General features: G+C 71.7%; 9 protein-coding genes. 2 read left to right on the plus strand and 7 right to left on the minus strand.

Annotation, left to right across the window (positions count from 1 at the left end; all coding sequences use genetic code 11):
• Positions 1-48 precede the first annotated feature (48 nt).
• On the minus strand, positions 49-2,988 hold the full coding sequence (locus tag MWM45_RS11915) for a UPF0182 family membrane protein (RefSeq protein WP_247829218.1): 2,940 nt from the start codon (positions 2,986-2,988) through the stop codon (positions 49-51).
• 322 nt (positions 2,989-3,310) lie between these two features.
• Entirely contained in the window at positions 3,311-4,405 is a 1,095-nt protein-coding gene (locus tag MWM45_RS11920; protein WP_247826630.1) for a YlbL family protein, read from the minus strand.
• Positions 4,406-4,767: 362 nt separating this feature from the next.
• Here MWM45_RS11920 and MWM45_RS11925 point away from each other — a divergent pair, with 362 nt between their 5' ends.
• Positions 4,768-6,204, plus strand: a complete 1,437-nt coding sequence (locus MWM45_RS11925) for a zinc-dependent metalloprotease (RefSeq protein WP_247829219.1) — start codon at positions 4,768-4,770, stop codon at positions 6,202-6,204.
• Here the strand turns inward: MWM45_RS11925 and MWM45_RS11930 are convergent.
• The 3 genes from MWM45_RS11930 to nudC all read right to left on the minus strand — a co-directional run bounded on the left by MWM45_RS11930 (position 6,201) and on the right by nudC (position 9,824).
• Entirely contained in the window at positions 6,201-6,692 is a 492-nt protein-coding gene (locus MWM45_RS11930; RefSeq protein WP_247826631.1) for a M48 metallopeptidase family protein, read from the minus strand. The two genes, MWM45_RS11925 and MWM45_RS11930, sit on opposite strands and share 4 nt — an antisense overlap.
• 70 nt (positions 6,693-6,762) lie before the next feature.
• Positions 6,763-8,916, minus strand: coding sequence for an ATP-dependent DNA helicase UvrD2 (locus MWM45_RS11935; protein WP_247826632.1), 2,154 nt, complete (start codon positions 8,914-8,916; stop codon positions 6,763-6,765).
• Positions 8,868-9,824, minus strand: coding sequence for an NAD(+) diphosphatase (gene nudC, locus MWM45_RS11940; protein ID WP_247826633.1), 957 nt, complete (start codon positions 9,822-9,824; stop codon positions 8,868-8,870). The genes MWM45_RS11935 and nudC overlap by 49 nt, the downstream gene beginning before the upstream one ends.
• Before the next feature lie 162 nt (positions 9,825-9,986).
• Between nudC and MWM45_RS17710 the strand changes: the two genes are divergently transcribed.
• On the plus strand, positions 9,987-11,492 hold the full coding sequence (locus tag MWM45_RS17710; protein WP_336296663.1) for a phosphotransferase: 1,506 nt from the start codon (positions 9,987-9,989) through the stop codon (positions 11,490-11,492).
• Between the two features lie 111 nt (positions 11,493-11,603).
• Here the strand turns inward: MWM45_RS17710 and MWM45_RS11950 are convergent, their stop codons facing one another.
• Together MWM45_RS11950 and MWM45_RS11955 are read right to left on the minus strand one after the other, a co-directional pair.
• Positions 11,604-15,125 carry an ATP-dependent helicase gene (locus MWM45_RS11950; protein ID WP_472924487.1) on the minus strand — a complete coding sequence of 1,174 codons (3,522 nt, stop codon included), beginning with the start codon at positions 15,123-15,125 and terminating at the stop codon, positions 11,604-11,606.
• Positions 15,068-18,421: an ATP-dependent helicase gene (locus MWM45_RS11955; RefSeq protein WP_247826635.1), complete on the minus strand. Its 3,354-nt coding sequence runs from the start codon at positions 18,419-18,421 to the stop codon at positions 15,068-15,070. Before MWM45_RS11955 ends, MWM45_RS11950 begins: the two co-directional genes overlap by 58 nt.
• Between the last annotated feature and the right edge of the window lie 24 nt (positions 18,422-18,445).

Raw genomic sequence — 18,445 nt, forward strand, 5'->3', positions numbered from 1 at the left:
GGCCGCGGGGTGGAGAAGCAAATCGAGCGGCTGCCCGGGGCGATCGGGCTACTGCCCGCCGGCGGCCGCGGCGCGCTCCTCGGCGTCGAGCGCCCGCTGGATGGCCTGCTCCAGACGGTCCTGCGCCTGGCCGTAGGCCGTGAAGTCGCCCGACTCGAGGGCGGCGTTGCCGTCCTGGATCGCCTGGTTCGCGTCATCGAGCGCCGCCCGCAGGTCGGCGGCCGGGTCCCCGGTCGCACCGCCGGGGGTCCCGCCTTCGGACGGCGTCGGCGTGGGCGACGGCGTCGCTTCCTCGCCCTCCACCGGAGGCGCCGCCGGGTCGGCCGGGGTCTCCCCGACGTTCTCCTCGTCACCGGTCGTGGCCCCCGAATTGCCGCCGAACACCTGGTCCAGCGCCTCGGCGAGGGTCGGCGCGAACCCGACGGTCTCCCCGAAGCTCACCAGGACCCGACGCAGGACCGGGAAGGACGAACTGCCCGAGGACTGCACGTAGACGGGCTGGACGTAGGCGATCCCGCCGCCGATCGGCAGCGTCAGGAGGTTGCCGTTGATGACCTCGGACGCACCCTGCCGGAGCAGGTTGAGCTCCTGCGACACGGTCGTGTCCGAGTTGAAGAGGTTCTGGGCCTGTCCGGGACCGACCACGGAGTCCTGGCCGGAACTGTCGAGCAGGGTCAGCCTGCCGTAGTCCTCGCTCTTGACGCCGTCCTCGCCCGTTCCGGCATCACCGTTGGCGGCGAGGAAGCCGTACAGCACGTTCCTCGGCGTCTGGCCCACGGGCACGTAGGGGATGTACGGCGTCGTCAGGGAGAACGCCGCCTGCTCCTGGTTGGGCATCTGGAGCGTGAGGTAGAACGGCGGCTGCCGCGGCGTGGACGCCGTCGTGGCGCTGTCCGACGCCGCACCCGGGTCCGCGGGCACGCTCCACGCCTCACTGTTGTTGTAGAACGCGTCGGTGTCGGTGACGTGGTAACGCGCCAGGAGTTCGCGCTGCACCTTGAACAGGTCCTCGGGGTAGCGGACGTGGGCCATGAGGTCGGCCGACATCTCGTCGTAGGGCTTGAGGGAGGACGGGTACACGTTCTGCCAGGACTTGAGGACGGGGTCCTGGTCGTCCCACGCGTACAGGGTCACGGAGCCGTCGTAGGCGTCCACGGTGGCCTTCACGGCGTTCCGGATGTAGTTGACGCGCTCGGCGGGCAGCGCGGTGGCCAGCCCTTCCGCGGTCTGCGCATCCTGCGTCGCCTGCTCGAGTTCCTGCTGCATGGAGTAGGGGAAGCTGTCGCTGGTGGTGTACCCGTCGATGATCCACTTCACGCGGCCGTCGACGATCGCGGGGTAGCTGTTGCCGTCGAGCGTCAGGTAGGGGGCGACCTTGCGGACGCGGTCCACGGGGTCGCGGTCGTAGAGGATCTGCGAGTCGCTGTTGACCTGGTTGGACAGCAGCAGGTCCGTGGACTGGAACTTCAGCGCATAGACGAGGCGGTTGAACATGTTGCCGACATTCGGCCCGCCGTCGCCGTCGAAGGTCGTCCGGGATTCGGTGTCGGAGTTCTCGTTCTGCGGCCGGTCGATCTCGGCGGGGGTCTGGCCCTCCGGGGCTCCGACGACCGAGTATTCGGGGGATTCCTCCCCGAAGTAGATGCGCGGCTCATAGGTGGACTCGTCGCCCAGCACACCGGTCGAGGGGATACCGGACTGCAGGAAGGACGCGCGGCCGTCGGGCTCCACGGTTGACCCGGCAGCTGCGACCACTCCGTAGCCGTGCGTGTAGAAGACGTGCTCGTTGACCCAGCCGTCCGGCACACCGTTGACATCCAGTTCACGCACCGCGATCACGGTGTCCACGACCTCGCCGTCGATCTCGTACCGGTCGACGTTGAGGGTCTCCGGGAACTGGTAGTACTGGCGGAACTGCTGGAGCTGGCTGAAGGCGTCCGAGATCAGGTTGGGGTCGAGCAGGCGGATGTTCGCGGTGGTCTCGCCGTCCTCGTTCAGGGCGCCCGCCGTGGGAATCGACTCCGGCGCGTACGCCTCGACCTCCACCTGGTCGAGGCCGTAGGCCTCGCGCGTGAGCTGGATGTTCCGTTCGATGAACGGCTCCTCGAGGCTGAGTTCGGAGGGGCGCACCTGGAAGCGCTGCACGACCGACGGGTAGACGCCGCCGGCGAGCAGCGCCGTGATGATGAGCATCGCGGTGCCGATCAGCGGCAGCCGCCAGCGGCCGACGAACACCGACGCGACGAACAGGGCGGCGACGATGATCGCGGCCACCGCGAGGATGGCCTTCGTGGGGATGACCGCATTGACGTCCGTGTAGAGCGCGCCCGCCCAGGTGCCCTGGTTCAGCAGCGTGTCGTACCGGTCGAGCCAGTAGTTGACGCCCTGCAGCACCAGGAAGAGTGCCGCGACGACGGCGATCTGCACCCGTGCCGCCTTGGTGGTGAACAGGCCCTTCTCCTCCAGGCGGATGCCGCCGTACAGGTAGTGCGTGAGGACCGTCGCGATGGCGCTGATGATGACCACGCTGATCAGGAACCCCGTCACGAAGTTCAGGAAGGGCAGCGTGAACATGTAGAAGGCGTAGTCCAGGCCGAACTCCGGGTCCTGCCGGTTGAACGGCTCCTGGTTCATGAACAGCAGGACCTGCTGCCACTGCGAGGAGGCGGCCGTACCCGCGAAGGCACCGAGGACCACGGGGATACCGAGCATCAGCAGGCGGCGGATCGGTTCGAGCTGCGCCTGGTACCTGTTGAGGTTGTCCTGGATGGCGCTGTCCGGCGCGTAGATCGGCCTGTTGCGGAACGCGATGCGCAGGCTGAAGTACACCGCCGCCGCCATGACGAGGAACGCGACGAGGAAGAGGAGGATGCGCGTCAGGTTCTCGGTCACGAAGACCTCGAGGAACCCGAGCTGGTTGTACCAGAGCACGTCCGCGTAGACCTGCGACAGGTAGACGAAGGCGATCACGATCACCGCCACGACGATGATCGTCGGTATCAGCGGACTGCGGCGCCTGCTGGTTGTTCCACGTGCTGGGCTCGGGCTACTGCCGAACGGACGGTCTGGTCCGGATGTCACATCTACCTCATCGTTAGCTGCTACGGGTCACGCCGACCGGTCTTCCGCATCGCTCCCCCGCCCGGGCTCGGGCAGGGGAGAGCGCGCAGTCAGGCCCTTCGTGATTTCATTCTGCCCTGTTCACGTTCGGCCGGACCAATTAGGTTCCCGCCCCGGGTCGAGGGGGCGGGGATCGTCACCGAACCGTGTCTTCCCGGGCGGTGGGGGGACGCCGCGCCGTGACCGCGGTTCAGCAGGAGGGCACGGCGGACGGGTCCCCGCCGGCGCCCAGCGTCTCGACGGCGTCGACGGCGTCGTCGAGCGTCTCGACCTTCACGACCGTCAGGCCGTCCGGGATGTTGCCGACCACCTCGTCGCAGTTGTCGGCGGGCGCCAGGAAGTAGTCCGCCCCGCCGGCGCGGGCCCCGACGAGCTTCTGGGCGATCCCGCCGATCGGGCCGACGACACCGGTGGAGTCGATCGTGCCGGTGCCGGCGAAATGCCTGCCGCCCGTGAGGTCGCCCTCCGTCAGGTTGTCGATGATCCCGAGGGCGAACATGGTGCCGGCCGAAGGGCCACCCACGTTGTCGAGCTGGATGGACACGTCGAAGGGGAAGTCGAACGTGGAGGCGAGCAGGATACCCAGCTGGAACTCGCCCTCGTCCGATTCCTTCGGCGTGACCGAGACCTCGGTCTCCGCGCCGTCCCTGACGATCCCCAGGGTGGCGGCAGCGCCGCCCGCCTCGGCCAGCACGCTGCGGAGGGTCTCGATGTTCTCGACCTCGCGCCCGTCGATGGTGCGCAGGATGTCCCCGACCTGCAGGATGCCCTCCGACGCCGAATCGTCCGCCAGCCCGGCGACGGACAGCTCCTCGGTGTACCCGATCCCCTCGTGGGAGAGCGCGGCGGCGATCGCCGACTCCTGCGATGACGTCATGGCGACGGCGTTCCGCTCCTGGACGTCGGAGGAGGTGGTTCCTTCCGGGTAGACCAGCTGCTCCGGCAGGACGTTCTCGTCCGGATCCACCCAGGCCCGGAAGGTGTCGAGGACGTTCACCCGGCCGTTCGGACCACCGCTGACGAGGACGGTGGTGAGATCGAGCTCACCCTCCGGCGGGAAGCTCTCCGTGCCGTCCACCTGGATGAGCGCCTGGCCGTCGATCTCCCCGATGGTGTTGAAGGTGGGGCCGGGCGATTCGATGATGTAGGGCGAGGGCAGCAGCACGGCGGCCGCGCACAGGACGACGGCGAGGCTCCCGGAGACGGCCATGGCACGGAAGCGCGGATCCCTCGGACGGGCGGGTCCGTCGGGGCTGTACGTCTCGAAGTGGACAGGCTGCGTCACTGTGCTTCTCTCTGTAGGCGCGTGCCGTGCGACGGCGCGGTCAGTGCCTCCCGGCTTACCTAGAGTAGACGCTCCGGCCGGCGTCGATCCGGGAGGACGCCGGGCGTCCGCGGCCCGGCCTCCTCCCCCGGCGGCACGGACCGCCTCTCGAGCCCGAGGTGGGCTTTGCCCTCAGCGAACGACCGACGGGTCGAGGGACAGCGGCAACGCCGTGCCGGTAGCGTGTCTTCAACAGCCGGCGGGAGCGGAGCCCCCCTCCTGCCCGGACCCCCAAGCTACTCCCAGGACCGGTGGTATCAGTGACCAACCCATCCAACCCCTCGAACGACGACGACGACACGCCCCAGGACCCGCTGTCCGAGATGCTGGCGAAGATGTTCGGTGGCGGGGCCGGAGGCTTCGACCCCCAGGAGATCGCGAAGGCGGCCGGGCTCCCCTCCGATCCTGCGGCGATGGCCATGATGATGCAACAGGTCCAGGCGATGTTCTCCGCGCCGAGCGAGGGACCCGTGAACTGGCAGATGGCCCATGACCAGGCGCGGCGCGTGGCGGCGTCGGACAACGACCCCTCGGTCACCTCCCTCCAGCGCCGGAGCGTCGACGAGTCACTGAAACTCGCCGAGCTGTGGCTCGATCCCGTGACCGAGTTCCCGAGCACGGGACAGCTCGGCCGTGCGTGGTCCCGCGCCGAATGGGTCGAGGCCACCATGGCCACCTGGCGGCGGCTCACCGAACCCGTGGCGACGAGCATCGCCAAGGCCCTCTCCGACGCCATCACCGGGCAGCTCCCCGACGAGATGAAGTCGATGATGGGCATGATGGGCGGCCCCGCCTCGATGCTCCAGAACGTGGGCGGCGCGATGTTCGGGATGCAGCTGGGGCAGGCCGTGGGCGCGCTGTCCAAGGACGTCGTCGGATCGACGGACATCGGGGTCCCCCTCGCCGACGGGCGGATGGCCCTCCTCCCGGCCAACGTCGCGGCGTTCGGTGCGGGACTCGACATCCCCGAGCAGGAGGTCCAGCTGTTCCTCGCGGTGCGCGAGGCGGCCCACGTCCGGCTCTTCACGCATATCCCCTGGCTCACGGGCCACCTCCTCGGCAGCATCGAGCGCTATGCCCGGGGCATCCACATCGACATGGGCAAGATCGAGGAAGCCGCCCGCGACATCGACCCCACCAACCCCGAGAGCCTTCAGGGCGCGCTGTCGCAGGGCGTGTTCATGCCCGAGAAGACACCCGAGCAGGACGCCGCCCTCGTGCGACTCGAGACCACGCTCGCCCTCGTGGAGGGCTGGGTGGACGAGATGACCGCAGCAGCAGCGGCGAACCTGCCGTCGGCAGGCGCCCTGCGGGAGATGCTCCGGCGCCGTCGGGCCACCGGCGGTCCGGCCGAGCACGCCTTCGCGTCGCTGGTGGGGCTCGAGCTGAGGCCGCGCAGGCTGCGCGACGCCGCCGCCCTGTGGTCCCTCCTCACCGAGGAACGCGGCATCGAGGGGCGCGACGCCCTGTGGCAGCACCCCGACCTGCTGCCGACCGCCGAGGACCTCGACGATCCCGCCGGCTTCGCCGGGCGCCGTCGACTGCTCGACTCCTCCGACGCCGACGTCGACGCGGCCCTCCAGCGGCTCCTCGCCGGAGGCTTCGAGGACGGCGACGCCGCGCCGTCGACCGGCCCCGACGGCTCTGCGCCGGACAGCTCGGCGCCCGACAGCACGTCCGACGACGGCTCGGACGGGCAACCGGACGGCGAGTCGGGCGGCGAGTCCGACGGCGGGGAGCAGGGCGATTCCCGCTCCTAGAGCTCCTCGGGCGTTCCCGTGAGGTTGCGGTGCGCGGCGAAGGCGGCGCCGTCGAGGAAGGCCTTGGCCGTCTCGGTGCTCGGGTAGGCCGAGAGCAGGTCCCAGAACACGGCATTGTGCGAGGGCTCGACCAGATGGGCCATCTCGTGCAGGATCACGTAGTCGACAACCCACTCCGGCATGCCCCGCAGCCGGTGTGAGAGGCGGATGGAACGATGCGCCGGGGTGGCGGAGGCCCACCGCGTGGTCTGGTTGGTGACCCAGCCGATCGTGGACGGCACTCCCCTGCCGCCGAGGTACTGCCGTGCCAGCGCCTGGGCCCTGCGCTGCAGCGCCGATGCGGCCTCGTCGTCGTCGACGGCGGGACGCGCGAAGTACTTCGCGGACATCCGCTCCACCATGCGCTCCACCCACTGGCGCTCCTGGCTGGGCGAGAAGTGACCCGGGATGGAGACACGCAGCACGCCGTCGCGGATGTCCGCACTCACCGTGCGCTTCCGCCGCGCCGACCGCCTGACCTCGATCGGAAGCCGCGAGGGGTGCGACGGTCCGCCGGTGTCAGGCGGTGTCACTGATGATCTCCAGGACCGCCTCGCCGTACCGCTCGAGCTTGGCGGAGCCCACGCCCGCGAGGTCCCCGAGTTCGTCCAGGGTCTGAGGGCGCGCCTCGGCGATCGCGACGAGCGTGGCATCCGTGAACACCACGAAGGCGGGGACGTCCTTCTCCTTCGACTCCGCGAGCCGCCAGGCCCGCAGGGCCTCGAACGTCTCCTCCTCATAGGTGGCCGGGCAGTCGCTGCAACGACCGATCTTGCGCTCGGCGCCGGTGAGGAGGGGCCGCTTGCACACCCGGCAGACCGCCGGCGCGGAGGACTTGCGGCCGGCCTTCGCCCGTGGCTGACGGAACGACGCCTGGCCGGCGGTCGCGGGCCGCAGCGCGTCCAGGAAGCGCGAGGGCTTCCTCGTGGCGCGCCCGCCCGGGGACCGCGAGGTGGACCAGGACATCGACAGGTGGATCCGGGCGCGCGTGATGCCCACGTACAGCAGCCGCCGCTCCTCGTCGACCCCCTCCTGGGTGTCCGCGAACGAGATGGGCATGAGCCCCTCGCTCAACCCCACCAGGAAGACGGCGTCCCATTCGAGGCCCTTCGCCGAGTGGAGGGAGGCGAGGGTGACGCCCTGGACGGTCGGGGCGTGCTGCGCCGCGGCCCGTTCCTCGAGCTCGGCGACGAACGTCTGCAGCGTGAACGCCTCGCCGCGGACCCTGCTGAGCTCGTCGGCGAGGCCCACGAGGGCGGCCAGCGATTCCCACTTCTCGCGGACGGCGCCGGAGTTCTGCGGGGCGACGGAGGTGTACCCGAGGGACGCGAGGACATCGCGCACCTGCTGCGGGACGTCGTCGTCGCCCTGGGTGCGCGCGGCGGCCCGGAGCTGCAGCAGCCCGTCGCGGACCTCGCGTCGCTGGAAGAACCGCTCACCGCCGCGCAACTGGTAGCCGATGCCGGCGCTCGCGAGTGCCTGCTCGTAGGCCTCGGACTGCCCGTTCGTGCGGTAGAGGATGGCGATCTCGCTCGCCTTGACGCCCTCGCCCAGCAGGACGCCGATGCGTCGGGCGCACTCCGCCGCCTCGGCGTCGTCGTCGGTGCACTCCGTGTACACCGGCTCCGGGCCGGCGGGGCGCTGCGCGACCAGTTCGAGCGGGGCCGACCAGGTCGTCTCGCCCGGGCGCCGGTCCACCTCCGTGCCCCGCGCGGCGAGCAGCGTGTTGGCGGCACGCACCACCTGGGGCGTGGAACGGTAGTCGCGCACCAGCCTGACCACCTGCGCGCCCTCGTAGCGCTTGGTGAAGTCGAGGAGGTGGCGTGAGGTGGCCCCGGTGAACGAGTAGATGGTCTGGCTGGCGTCGCCCACGACGCACAGATCGCGCCGCTCGCCGAGCCACAGGTCGAGCAGGCGCTGCTGGAGCGGCGAGACGTCCTGGTATTCGTCGACGACGAACTGGCGGTACTGTGCCCGCACCGTCGCCGCCACCTTCTCGTCCTCCTCGAGGATGGCGACCGTCGTCAGCAGGACGTCCTCGAAGTCGATGAGGTTGCGGTCGATCTTCAGATCCTCGTAGGCCGAGAAGATCCGGGACACCGTGATGAGGTCCATGCCCGCCGGTTCCGCCCGGCCCGCAGCCGCCGCCGTATAGGCGTCGGGCGTGAGCATGGAGACCTTGGCCCACTCGATCTCCGCGGCGACGTCGCGGATCGCCGCGCGATCGGTGGACAGGCGCAGGCGGCGGGCCGACTCCGCGATCAGCTGGGCCTTGTGGTCCACGAGGGCTGGCAGGGGTCCGCCGACGGCCTGCGGCCAGAAGTACTGCAGCTGCCGGAGCGCCGCCGCGTGGAAGGTCCGTGCCTGGACTCCACCGGCCCCGAGGTCCCGGAGCCGCGTGCGCATCTCCGCGGCGGCGCGCGCGGTGAAGGTCACGGCGAGGACCTGCTGCGGTTTGTAGACCCCCGTGTGCACGCCGTACGCGATGCGATGGGTGATGGCGCGGGTCTTTCCCGTGCCCGCTCCCGCGAGGACGCACAACGGCCCGGACAGGGTACTGGCCACGGTCCGCTGTTCGTCGTCGAGTCCCTCGAGGATGCTGTCCTCGAGCAGTTGTCCGGACACTAGGGACGCGCCCCCGACGGTTGCTCGTCCAGCGGCCCGCCGTACCATCGCTCGATCATGGCCCGCGCGATGGAGACACCGCCCGCCACGACGATCTTCTCGTCGCGCACCTCGGCGAAGAGCTCCTCACGCGTGAACCACCGCAGCGACCGCATCTCCTCGCCGTCGGGTACGGCGTTCGTGTGCGCGGCCCGCGCGGTGAAACCGAGCATCAGGGACGCGGGGAACGGCCAGGGCTGGGAGCCAAGGTACTCCGGTGACAGGACCTCGATCCCGGATTCCTCGCCGACCTCGCGGACGACGGCGGCCTCGAGGGACTCGCCGGGTTCGACGAAGCCGGCCAGCGTCGAGTAGCGACCCTCGGGCCAGGCGACGGCGGAGCCGAGCAGGATGCGGTCGTCCTCGTCGATGACGGAGACGATGATGGCGGGGTCGGTGCGTGGGTAGTGCTCGGACTTGTCCCTCGGGCACCGGCGCACCCACCCGGCGTGGCTCAGCGCCGTGGCGGCGCCGCAGCGGGGGCAGTGGGTGTGGGTCGCGTGCCAGTTGGCGATCGCGGCCCCCGCCACGAAGAGTCCGGTGTCGCGCGCGTCGAGCGACGCCGCGATCTCGCGCAGGCCGAACCACTGCTCGAGGGGCGCGACGGCGGCGTCCTCCTCCTCGAGGACGGCGAGGACGATGCGGCGCCCGGCGTCGGCGGATCCCTCGTCGACGCGGCCGAGGTAGACGACCACGTCCGGGCGGGCCACGTCCGCGGGAGCCAGGAGACGGAGCGCGCTGTCGACGACCGGTGCCTTCCCCCGGGCGAGGGGCAGGACCCGCGTGTCCGCGGACGCCCACAGGTCCTCGAGGAAGTGTTCGGCGGTCCGGGCGTCGCCGTCCCGGTCCGTGGCGGCACGCGACAATGGCAGCGATCCGAGGGGAGGGAGCACGAGGGTCCGGAGGGGATCGGTCATGGTTCTACGGTACGTTCTTGCACTCCCAAAACCCATTCACCGGAACCCCGGTGGAGGAGTAGTGCGGGGGCCTACACGAGTGGTGCATCCGGCGACTCGCCGCGTTCCTGCAAGCGGCCGGAGCAGGAACGCCCTACGGTTGATCTTGTGAAACGGACACCCATGGAACTTGCAGCCATCGCCAGCGCCGCAGTACCTGGCCTCGCTCCGACCGGCGTCGCCGGCGCCCCCGACGACGCCGCGGACTTCGACTCCGCCCTGCTGGTCGACGACGCGGGGAAGCAGTGGCGGGTCCGCTCGCCCCGGCATGCAGAGGCGAGCATGCGTCTCGAGACCGAGCTGCAGGCCCTGCGCGCCTTCACGCCTGCCATCAAGGCGGAGCTGCCGTTCCTCATCCCGCACATGGCCGGCAGCGTCCGCCAGGGGGAGCTCAGCACGTTCGTATACTCGCACCTGGCCGGCACCACCCGCCCGCTCGACGCGCTCACCGCCGGTGGGCTCGCGATGGCGCAGGAGCTCGGCCGTGTGATCGCCGCGATCCACGCGCTGCCGCCGGAGATGGTGCAGCGCGCCGACCTGCCCGGGTACGAGGCCGACGAGTACCGCCAGCGCAAGCTGAACGAACTGGACCAGGCCGCGACCACCGGGAAGATCCCCTCCATCCTGCTGCGCCGCTGGGAGCATGCGCTCGAGGATGTCGCCCTCTGGCGGTTCAGTCCCGCCGTGGTCCACGGCGACCTCCACGAGGACCACCTCCTCATCGCCGCGGGTCGCGTCTCGGCCGTCACCGGTTGGACCGACCTGTGCGTCGGAGACCCCGCCGAGGACTTCGCCTGGCTCGCCGCGGCGGAGGACACCTCGTTCGTCGACGCCGTCTACACGGCCTACGCGGCCGCCAGGGGCACCGCCGTCGACCCCCACCTGTCCCGACGCGCGGCGCTTGCTGCGGAGTTCGCCCTGGCACAGTGGCTGGTCCGTGGGATCGCCCTCGAGGACGCCGTCATGATCGACGAGGCGGAGGACATGCTCGCCACGCTCGAGGCCGACGTCGAGGCGATCGAACGCGAACAGCACGAAGCAGCGGAACGGGCCCGGCACGAGCACGAGCAGCGCCTCGAATGGGGCGACGACCTGGGCACGGACGTGCATGCTGCCGGAGGGTCCGTCGCCGACCACGCGGCGCCCGGCCCGACCAGCGGCGTCGGTGCCGGTGCCGCCGATGGTGCGGATGGTGAAGATGCCAACAGTGCGGGTGCCGACGGTGCCGGTGCCCGGGAGCGTGCCGCGCACGATCCGGCATCCGACGATCCGGACGGCGCAGGCGGAGGTCGCGCCGCCGCCGACCACGACCGGCCGTCGGGACACACCGGGGCTCCTGCGGTGGACGGCGCTCCGGCCCCGGAGCGGACCGGCAGCCACCTCTTCGACCCGAAGGCTGCGGCGAACCGGGCGCATCTGCGCGCGGCGCCGACCGACGACGACGACCGTCACCGCGACCATGGGGCCCCTTCGGGATCCTCGCTGGCGCACGCCCGCCTCACGGCGGGGCGCCAGCGGCCTGTCACGACCTCGTCGAAGGTCACGCTGCTGACGGGCCCCGAACCGGGTGCAGGGTCCCCGGACGACGTCGCCACCTCCGCCCTGCCGATCGTCCAGTCCCGCCGCTGACCCGGCCGGAGCGCCGGCCCGAGGCCGTCGCCCCGTCCTGACGCGGGCAGGGTCACCGCTGCCGGACGGGGCGACGCCTGCGAGGTCACCCGCCCGCACCCGTTCCGACGCTCAGGAACCGGCCGCGCCGGCCGCCCGGATGATCTTCTCGAGTTCTCCCGCGTCGGCGAGATCGTGGGGCCGCACCACCAGGTTGTCGGCGACGTAGAAGAACGCCGCGCGCACCGTCTCCAGGGGCACCTCCTTCAGCCGCGACCACGCGAGCCGGTAGACGGCGAGCTGGACCGCCTTGGCGGCGCGCCGGTCCGGCGACGGAGGCCGCCCCGTCTTCCAGTCGATCAGGTCCCAGCCGCCGTCGGCGTCGCGGAACACCGCGTCGACCCGGCCACGCACCACGATGCCGCCGATCTTCGTCTCGATGGGCGCCTCGATCGCCGCGGGTTCCCGCAGGGCCCATTCGGACTGTTCGAAGATCGCCGCCATGTCCGCCAGCCCGAGGGTCTCGTCGACGTAGGCGTCGGCCCCGCCGGGGTACTCGCCGAGATCGAGCATCCCGCCGGCCCCGTAGAACTCCTCGATCCAGGCATGGAACGCGGTGCCCTTGCGGGCGGCCGACCCCGGCCGCCGTGGAAGCGGCCGCCGCAGCTGCTGCATGACCGCGGCGGCGTCCTCGCGCAGTTCCACCAGGGTCGAGGCGGAGATGTGCGATGGCAGGGCGAGGGGCATGCGTTCCCGTTCCCGGGCCTGCCGGGCGAGGGCGAGCCGGACCTCCCGCCCCCAGCGCCCGCCGTCCGGTTCGGTCTCGGGGGCGGGTGCGGCGGCCTGCTCGAGGACGGCCTGGGCCGCGCGTTCCATGGGCGCCCGTCGGGCGCCGAGGGGATCGAACGGCCAGCGCGCCCGCTCCGGGCTCGCGTTCGCCGGGTTCGCATCGCCCTCCTCCCCCTCCGGCAGCCAGTGCGGCAGGACGACGCCGGCCGTCCCGGAGCCGGCGAGCGCCACGAGGTCGGTCAGATAGGACGACGGCGCCGACGGCTTCGACCGCCCGCCGCCCCACGCCGAGGACGTGCACACCAGCGCGTACTTCGCGCGGGTGAAGGCCACGTACGCGAGCCGCCGTTCCTCGCGTTCGGCGTGCGCGCGCGCCTCGTCGGTGAACTCCTTCTCGCTGGCGAGCCACTCCTTCTGGTCCTGCTGCTCCCAGTCCCAGTGCGGCAGTTCGGGCGCGTCGCCGCGCAGGGGCCACGGGATGGCGGAGTCGCCGCTGCTCCAGCGCGAGTCCTTGCCGCTCGGGAACGAGCCGTCGTTGAGGCCGGGCACGAAGACGACGTCCCATTCCAGCCCCTTCGAGGCGTGCACGGTGAGGAGCTGGACCGCATCCCGGCTCGCTTCGAGCTGCGTCACCGGCAGTCCGTCCTCCTCCTGGTCCGCGGCCTCGAGCCAGGCGAGGAACGCAGGGAGGTCCACGCGCTCCGCGGTGGACACGAAGCCGGCGACGGCCTCGGTGAAGGCATCGAGGTTCCGGCGGGCCTCGTGGATGCTCACGCCCGGTTTGGCGGCCACCTCGATGTCCAGCAGGATGGTGCGCTCGACCTCGCCGATCATGCTGCCGAGATCGTCGCCCACGAAGCTCCGCAGCCCGCGCAGTTCGTGGCGCAGCAGCCCGAGCCGCTGCCGGGCGGTACCGCTCAGGGTCCTGCCGGCCGACGACACCCAGTCCAGGGGCGGGAGGTAGTCGACGGCCTCGACCAGGCTGCCCGCCTCGGCCAGGTCGGGGGCCACGACGGCGTCCCTGCCCTGCTCGCGGTCGAGCTCGCCGTTGGGCTCTCCGGCGGGCTCGCCGGCGGATGGACCGCCCCGGCGGAACATGGCCTCACGCGTCCGGGCGAGCTGCCGGGACCAGTCCCCGAGGGCCGTCAGGTCCGCAGGGCCGAGCCGCCACCGTGCACCGGACAGCAGGCGCAGCATCGAATCGGAACGGTCCGGGTCGCCGAGGACCCTCAGGGTGGCGAGCAGGTCGACGATCTCGGGGGTGCGCAGCAGGCCGCCGAGACCCACGACCTGCACCGGGATGCCGGCGCGCTCCAGTTCGCGCCGGATCGGCTCGAACTGCTTGCGGCCGCGGCACAGCACAGCCATGGTGGGCCGGAGCGGCGATCCGTCGTCGTCGGTCTCGAAGCTGCGCCGACGCTGGCGCAGGACCTCACGGGCAACGGCCTCGGCCTCGCTGAGTGCCGGCTGCGGATCGACCGGCGGCTGCCCGGCGGCTCCCGCAGAGGCGTCCGGGGCGTCGGACCCGACCGCGGGCGCATCCGTGAGGAACCGCCCCAGCAGGACCTCCCCGACCGGCGCGCCGGGCCGCGCCACGAGGCCGGGGACCTGCTGGACCGTGGTGTTGCGCAGCCACGGCGCCGGCACGTTGAGCGGCGCCGACACCGTGTTCGCGGCCTCGAGGATGGAGGTCGAGTTCCGCCAGGCGACCGACAGGTGCGCCACCTCCGAGGGCGCCCGGCCCTCGGTGGACACCCTCGGGAACGCGGTGCGGAAGGTGCCGAGCTGCCCCGCGGACGCTCCCCGGAACCCGTAGATGGACTGGTGGGGGTCACCGACGGCGGTGACGGACCGCCCGTCGGCGAACAGCCGCGAGAACAGGACCATCTGGGCGTGGGAGGTGTCCTGGAACTCGTCGAGCAGCACCACCCGGTACTTCTCGCGTTCCATGGCCCCGGCCTCGGGGATGTCACGGGCGATCCTCGCCGCGAGCGAGACGAGGTCGCCGAAGTCGAGCTGCCTGCGCGCGAGCTTCGCGGCGGCGTAGTGCTCGGCCAGCTCGGTGACGGTGACGCGGGTGCGCAGCTTGTCCAGCATCTCCTGGACCTTCTGCGTCGCGGCCCGGCTCGAGCCTGCGACGTAGGGCCGCGCTGCCACGTGCTCGATGTGGCGGCGCAGCTCGTCACGGACCGTCGCCGGGCTGACCAGGTGCTCGGCGCACTCCCCCGCCATGTCGAGCACCGCCTTCACGAGCGTGCTCTTCGCGGCCGTGAAGTGCTCCCAGTCGCCGTCGTAGGCTTCGACGACGGCGTGGGCGAGCTGCCACGACTGGGCGGTACCGAGCATCACCGAATCACGTTCCACACCGATCCGCAGCCCGTAGTCCTGGACGATCCCGTTCGCGAAGGAGTGGTAGGTGGAGATGGCGGGGTCGAGCCGGTCCAGCGCGTCCCCGGCCGCGGGTGAGGATGACGGTGCGGGGGCATCCTGGGCGAGCGCGGCGTAGAGCTGGGCCAGCCGCTGCCTGACTCTCGACGCCAGCTCCCCGGCGGCCTTGCGGGTGAAGGTGACGCCCAGGACCTGCTCGGGGCGCACGAGGTCGTTGGCCACGAGCCAGACGACCCTGTCCGCCATGGTCTTGGTCTTGCCCGAGCCCGCGCCGGCGATGACCAGCAGCGGCTCCAGGGGGGCCTCGATGACGCGTGCCTGGTCGTCGGTGGGGTACTGGACGGGGGCGTCCGGGTCCGTGTGCAGCAGCTCCGCCAGTCCCCTGGCCGAATACCGTACTGCCGGTCGTGCAGCGGCCACTACTGCGTCACCTGCTTTCCTTCTTCGCACAGGGGGCAGACTTCGGGCAGCCGGCATCCGCTGCCGCCGAACCCCGACCGGCGGGGGTCGTGGACGGTGTCGAACGTCGCGGCGGACATCAGCGCGGCGGCGTCCTCGATCATGGTCCTCGCCCACGTGTCCGACGGACCCACCGGTGGCTGCACCTGGACCGCGACCCCCTTGGCCTTCGTACCCAGCTGGACCAGTGCGGCACCGCCCGGTGGGGTGGGTTCGGCCGTCGCTGCCTCCTCGGGGGCGGCCGGGACGGCGTCCGAGGCGTCCTCCGGGTCCTGGCCGCCGAGCCGGGCACCCGCGGCGAGGGCCGTCTGGTAGGCGGCGAGCTGCGGATGGCGTGGGATGTCCGCCCCGACGGGCGAACTCTTGCCCGTCTTCAGGTCCACGACGACGAAGCGACCCTCGGCGTCGACCTCCAGCCGGTCGATCTGCCCGCGCAGGCGGACGAGTCGTTCCACGTCCGCCAGGCGGAGCTCGAGGTCGACCGCGAAGTCGACCTCCGTGGCCAGCAGGCTCCGTCCGTCCTTGCGCATGGAGAGCACGTAGGCGGCGAGCTTCCGGACCATCGTCTCGGCGCGCCGGAAGTCGGATCGGCCCTCCCACGTGTCCTTGATCCCCAGCTGGGGCCACCGCCGCTCGAGCTCCCGCACGTACTCGTTACCGGTGGCCTCCGGCAGGTCCTGGGCGATCTGGTGGACGAGCGTGCCGAGGGACCGGGCGAAGTCGGTGGTCCGCTCCCCGCCCGCCGCGGAGACGAACCAGCTCAGGGGCGAGGCGAGCACGGACTCGACCTTGGACGGCGACACCGGGATCGGCTGGTCCGCGGGCACCACCGGGTCCTCGCTGGTCATGCCGAGCACACCCCACCACTGGGACGGGTGCGCGCCCGGCACCGGTGGCTCCAGGACCGCCATCCGGCCGAGGTGCCGGGCAGCCTCGGTGGACAGGGCCGGGCCGGCCTGCGGGTCCTGCGCGAACTTCCGCAGCTCGGCGACGAGCGCGCGGAGGGTGACGGGACGCAGGACCTCCGTCCGCGGACGGGCCGAAGTTCCGGGCGGCAGGGGGTCCACCACGTCGAGGAACGGGGAGGGCTGCTCGTCCTGGGAGGCGACGGCGCAGCACACCAGCTCCTGCGTGGCCCGCGAGACGGCGAGCGAGAAGGTCCGCAGCTCGTCGAACCGGATGTCCTGCAGCAGCGACACCGGGTCCCGGGTGCTGCGGAACGATTCCCCGTAGTCGAGCAGCGCACGCAGTTCGCCCGACCCGAGGAGTTCTCCGCGCAGCCGGAGGTTCGGCCAGACGCCGTCCTGCACGCCCGCCACGATCACGAGCGGCCAGTGCCTGCCGGCGGCACTCGCGGGCGTGAGCACCGACACCGATGCCTGGCGGGCGATGCGCGTCGTCAGCGTGTCCATGGGGATGTCCTGGCTGAGGATGTAATCCAGGAACAGTTCAGGGTCGGCGCCGGGCATCTGTTCCACGAACCGCTCGGCGGTGTGGAAGAGGGCCATCATCGCGTCGAGGTCGCGGTCGGCGCGGGTCGAGGACGGCCCCTCGGACAGGGCCGCGGCCGACCATTGCTGCGCGAGCCCCGACGCGGACCAGAGAGCCCACAGGACGGTCTCGGGATCGCGTCCGGGGTCGGCGACGGCGGACCGTCCGGCCTCCAGCATGCGGGCGAGGCGCCGGACCGGCGCCCCCTCCGACGGCAGGGCGGCGATCTGCTCCGGCGCGGAGAACAGGGCCGCGAGGAGTTCGTCGCTCGTCCGCCCCCCACCCTCCTGCAGCTCGGTGCGCCGGAGGATCTGGCGCAGGCGCCGGAGATCCAGGCTGCCCGCCCCGCCGATCCGTGAGGTGAGCAGGGAGATGCACAGCTCCGTGTCGAGGTCCGCGCGGCCCACGACGACGGCGAACAGATCGAGCAGGGGACGCACCGCCGGCTCCTCCCGGATCGCGGTCTCCGCGGCCGGGACGTTCACGGCGATGCCCTGGGCGGTGAGGAACCGCTGCACCGCGGAGACCTGCGCTCCGTTGCGGACGATCACGGCGATGTCGTCGAGGCTGCGCCCCCCGAACAGGTGCGCCTCGAGGACGCGCTGGGTGATGAACCGCTGTTCGTGGAATGCGCTGTCGAGCACGTGGGCGGACATGGCCGGTCCGTGCGTCGTCGTGCCGTCGGCCGGGGAGTCCTCCTGCCGGTGACCGTCCGGCCGGACCTCGGGCGCGCTGGAGACGGGAGGGACGGGACCACCCTCCACGGTCCGGTAGGCCGTACTTATGCCCGTCGTCGCGATCCGGGCGGCGACGTTGCTCCAGGCCCCGGCGAGCGGGCCCTGCAGGGTCAGCGATCCGGGCAGGGTCACCGTGGTCAGGCCCCCGCCGCGGCGGAAGAGGGTGGACAGGCGCCCGGTCAGCTCGGGGCGTGCCCCGCGGAAGCCCTGCGCCACGGTGTCGGGGCAGGAGGTGATCACGACGTCGTTGCCTGCTCCGATGAGCCCCAGCAGGGCGTGGACGGCGGGATTGGCCTCCTGGTAGTCGTCGACGAGGATGAGCTGCAGGCGCCCCCGCTCCCGGTCGAGGAAGTCGCGGTCCGTCTTGAGGATCTCGCGGGCGGCGGTGAGGATCCCGGCCGGGTCGAAGGCCTCGGGCATGCGGAGGTCGAGGACGTCGCGGTATTCGCGGTAGAGCGCGGCCGCCGCGACCCAGTCCGGGCGGTCGAAGCGCTCGCCCCAGGCGGAGAGCTCCTCGGCGGACACCCCGTATTCGCTCACGCGGTCGAAGAGGTCGCGGATCTCCTGCCGGAAGCCGCGCGTCGGCAGGGCGAGGGCGAGGCCGGAGGGCCAGTCGAGCGCCGGAGCACCATCGCGTCCGTGTCCGGAGAGGAGCTCCTTGATGATGAGGTCCTGCTCGGCTCCCGACAGCAGCCTCGGTGCACGCGTGATGGCGGGGGTGCGTCCCTCGGCCCTGGCCCGGCGGATGAGGTCGAAGGCGTAGGACGCCCAGGTCCGGGCGGGAGCCGTGCTGATGCTGCGGTCCAGCTTGGCGGTCAGTTCGTCCCGGAGCCGCGTCGAGGCCGCACGGGTGGGCCCGAGGAGGAGCAGTCCTTCCGGCTCCACGGCTCCACCCCCGATGCGGGCGACGGCGAGGTCGGTGAGCAGGGAGGACTTGCCGCTGCCCGGCGCTCCGAGGACCAGCACCTGCCCGGTCACATCCGCCAGCGACCGGAGCACGGCGTCGTACCCTTCCGCGGGGGTCACGGCCGTGGCCGTGCCGTCACCGGGCGCTGCCGGCGGGGCGTCGGGAAGAGTGCTCGTCATTGGTCAAGACCATCACACGCCACG

Source organism: Arthrobacter antioxidans (assembly GCF_023100725.1).
GTDB lineage: Bacteria > Actinomycetota > Actinomycetes > Actinomycetales > Micrococcaceae > Arthrobacter_D > Arthrobacter_D antioxidans.

Coding starts and splice junctions, on each gene's coding strand:
- MWM45_RS11925 (WP_247829219.1), top strand. CDS start 4,768: ATGCTGGCGAAGATGTTCGGTGGCGGGGCCGGAGGCTTCGACCCCCAG.
- MWM45_RS11935 (WP_247826632.1), bottom strand. CDS start 8,916: ATGGTACGGCGGGCCGCTGGACGAGCAACCGTCGGGGGCGCGTCCCTA.
- nudC (WP_247826633.1), bottom strand. CDS start 9,824: ATGACCGATCCCCTCCGGACCCTCGTGCTCCCTCCCCTCGGATCGCTG.
- MWM45_RS17710 (WP_336296663.1), top strand. CDS start 9,987: ATGGAACTTGCAGCCATCGCCAGCGCCGCAGTACCTGGCCTCGCTCCG.
- MWM45_RS11950 (WP_472924487.1), bottom strand. CDS start 15,125: ATGCCGGCTGCCCGAAGTCTGCCCCCTGTGCGAAGAAGGAAAGCAGGT.
- MWM45_RS11955 (WP_247826635.1), bottom strand. CDS start 18,421: ATGACGAGCACTCTTCCCGACGCCCCGCCGGCAGCGCCCGGTGACGGC.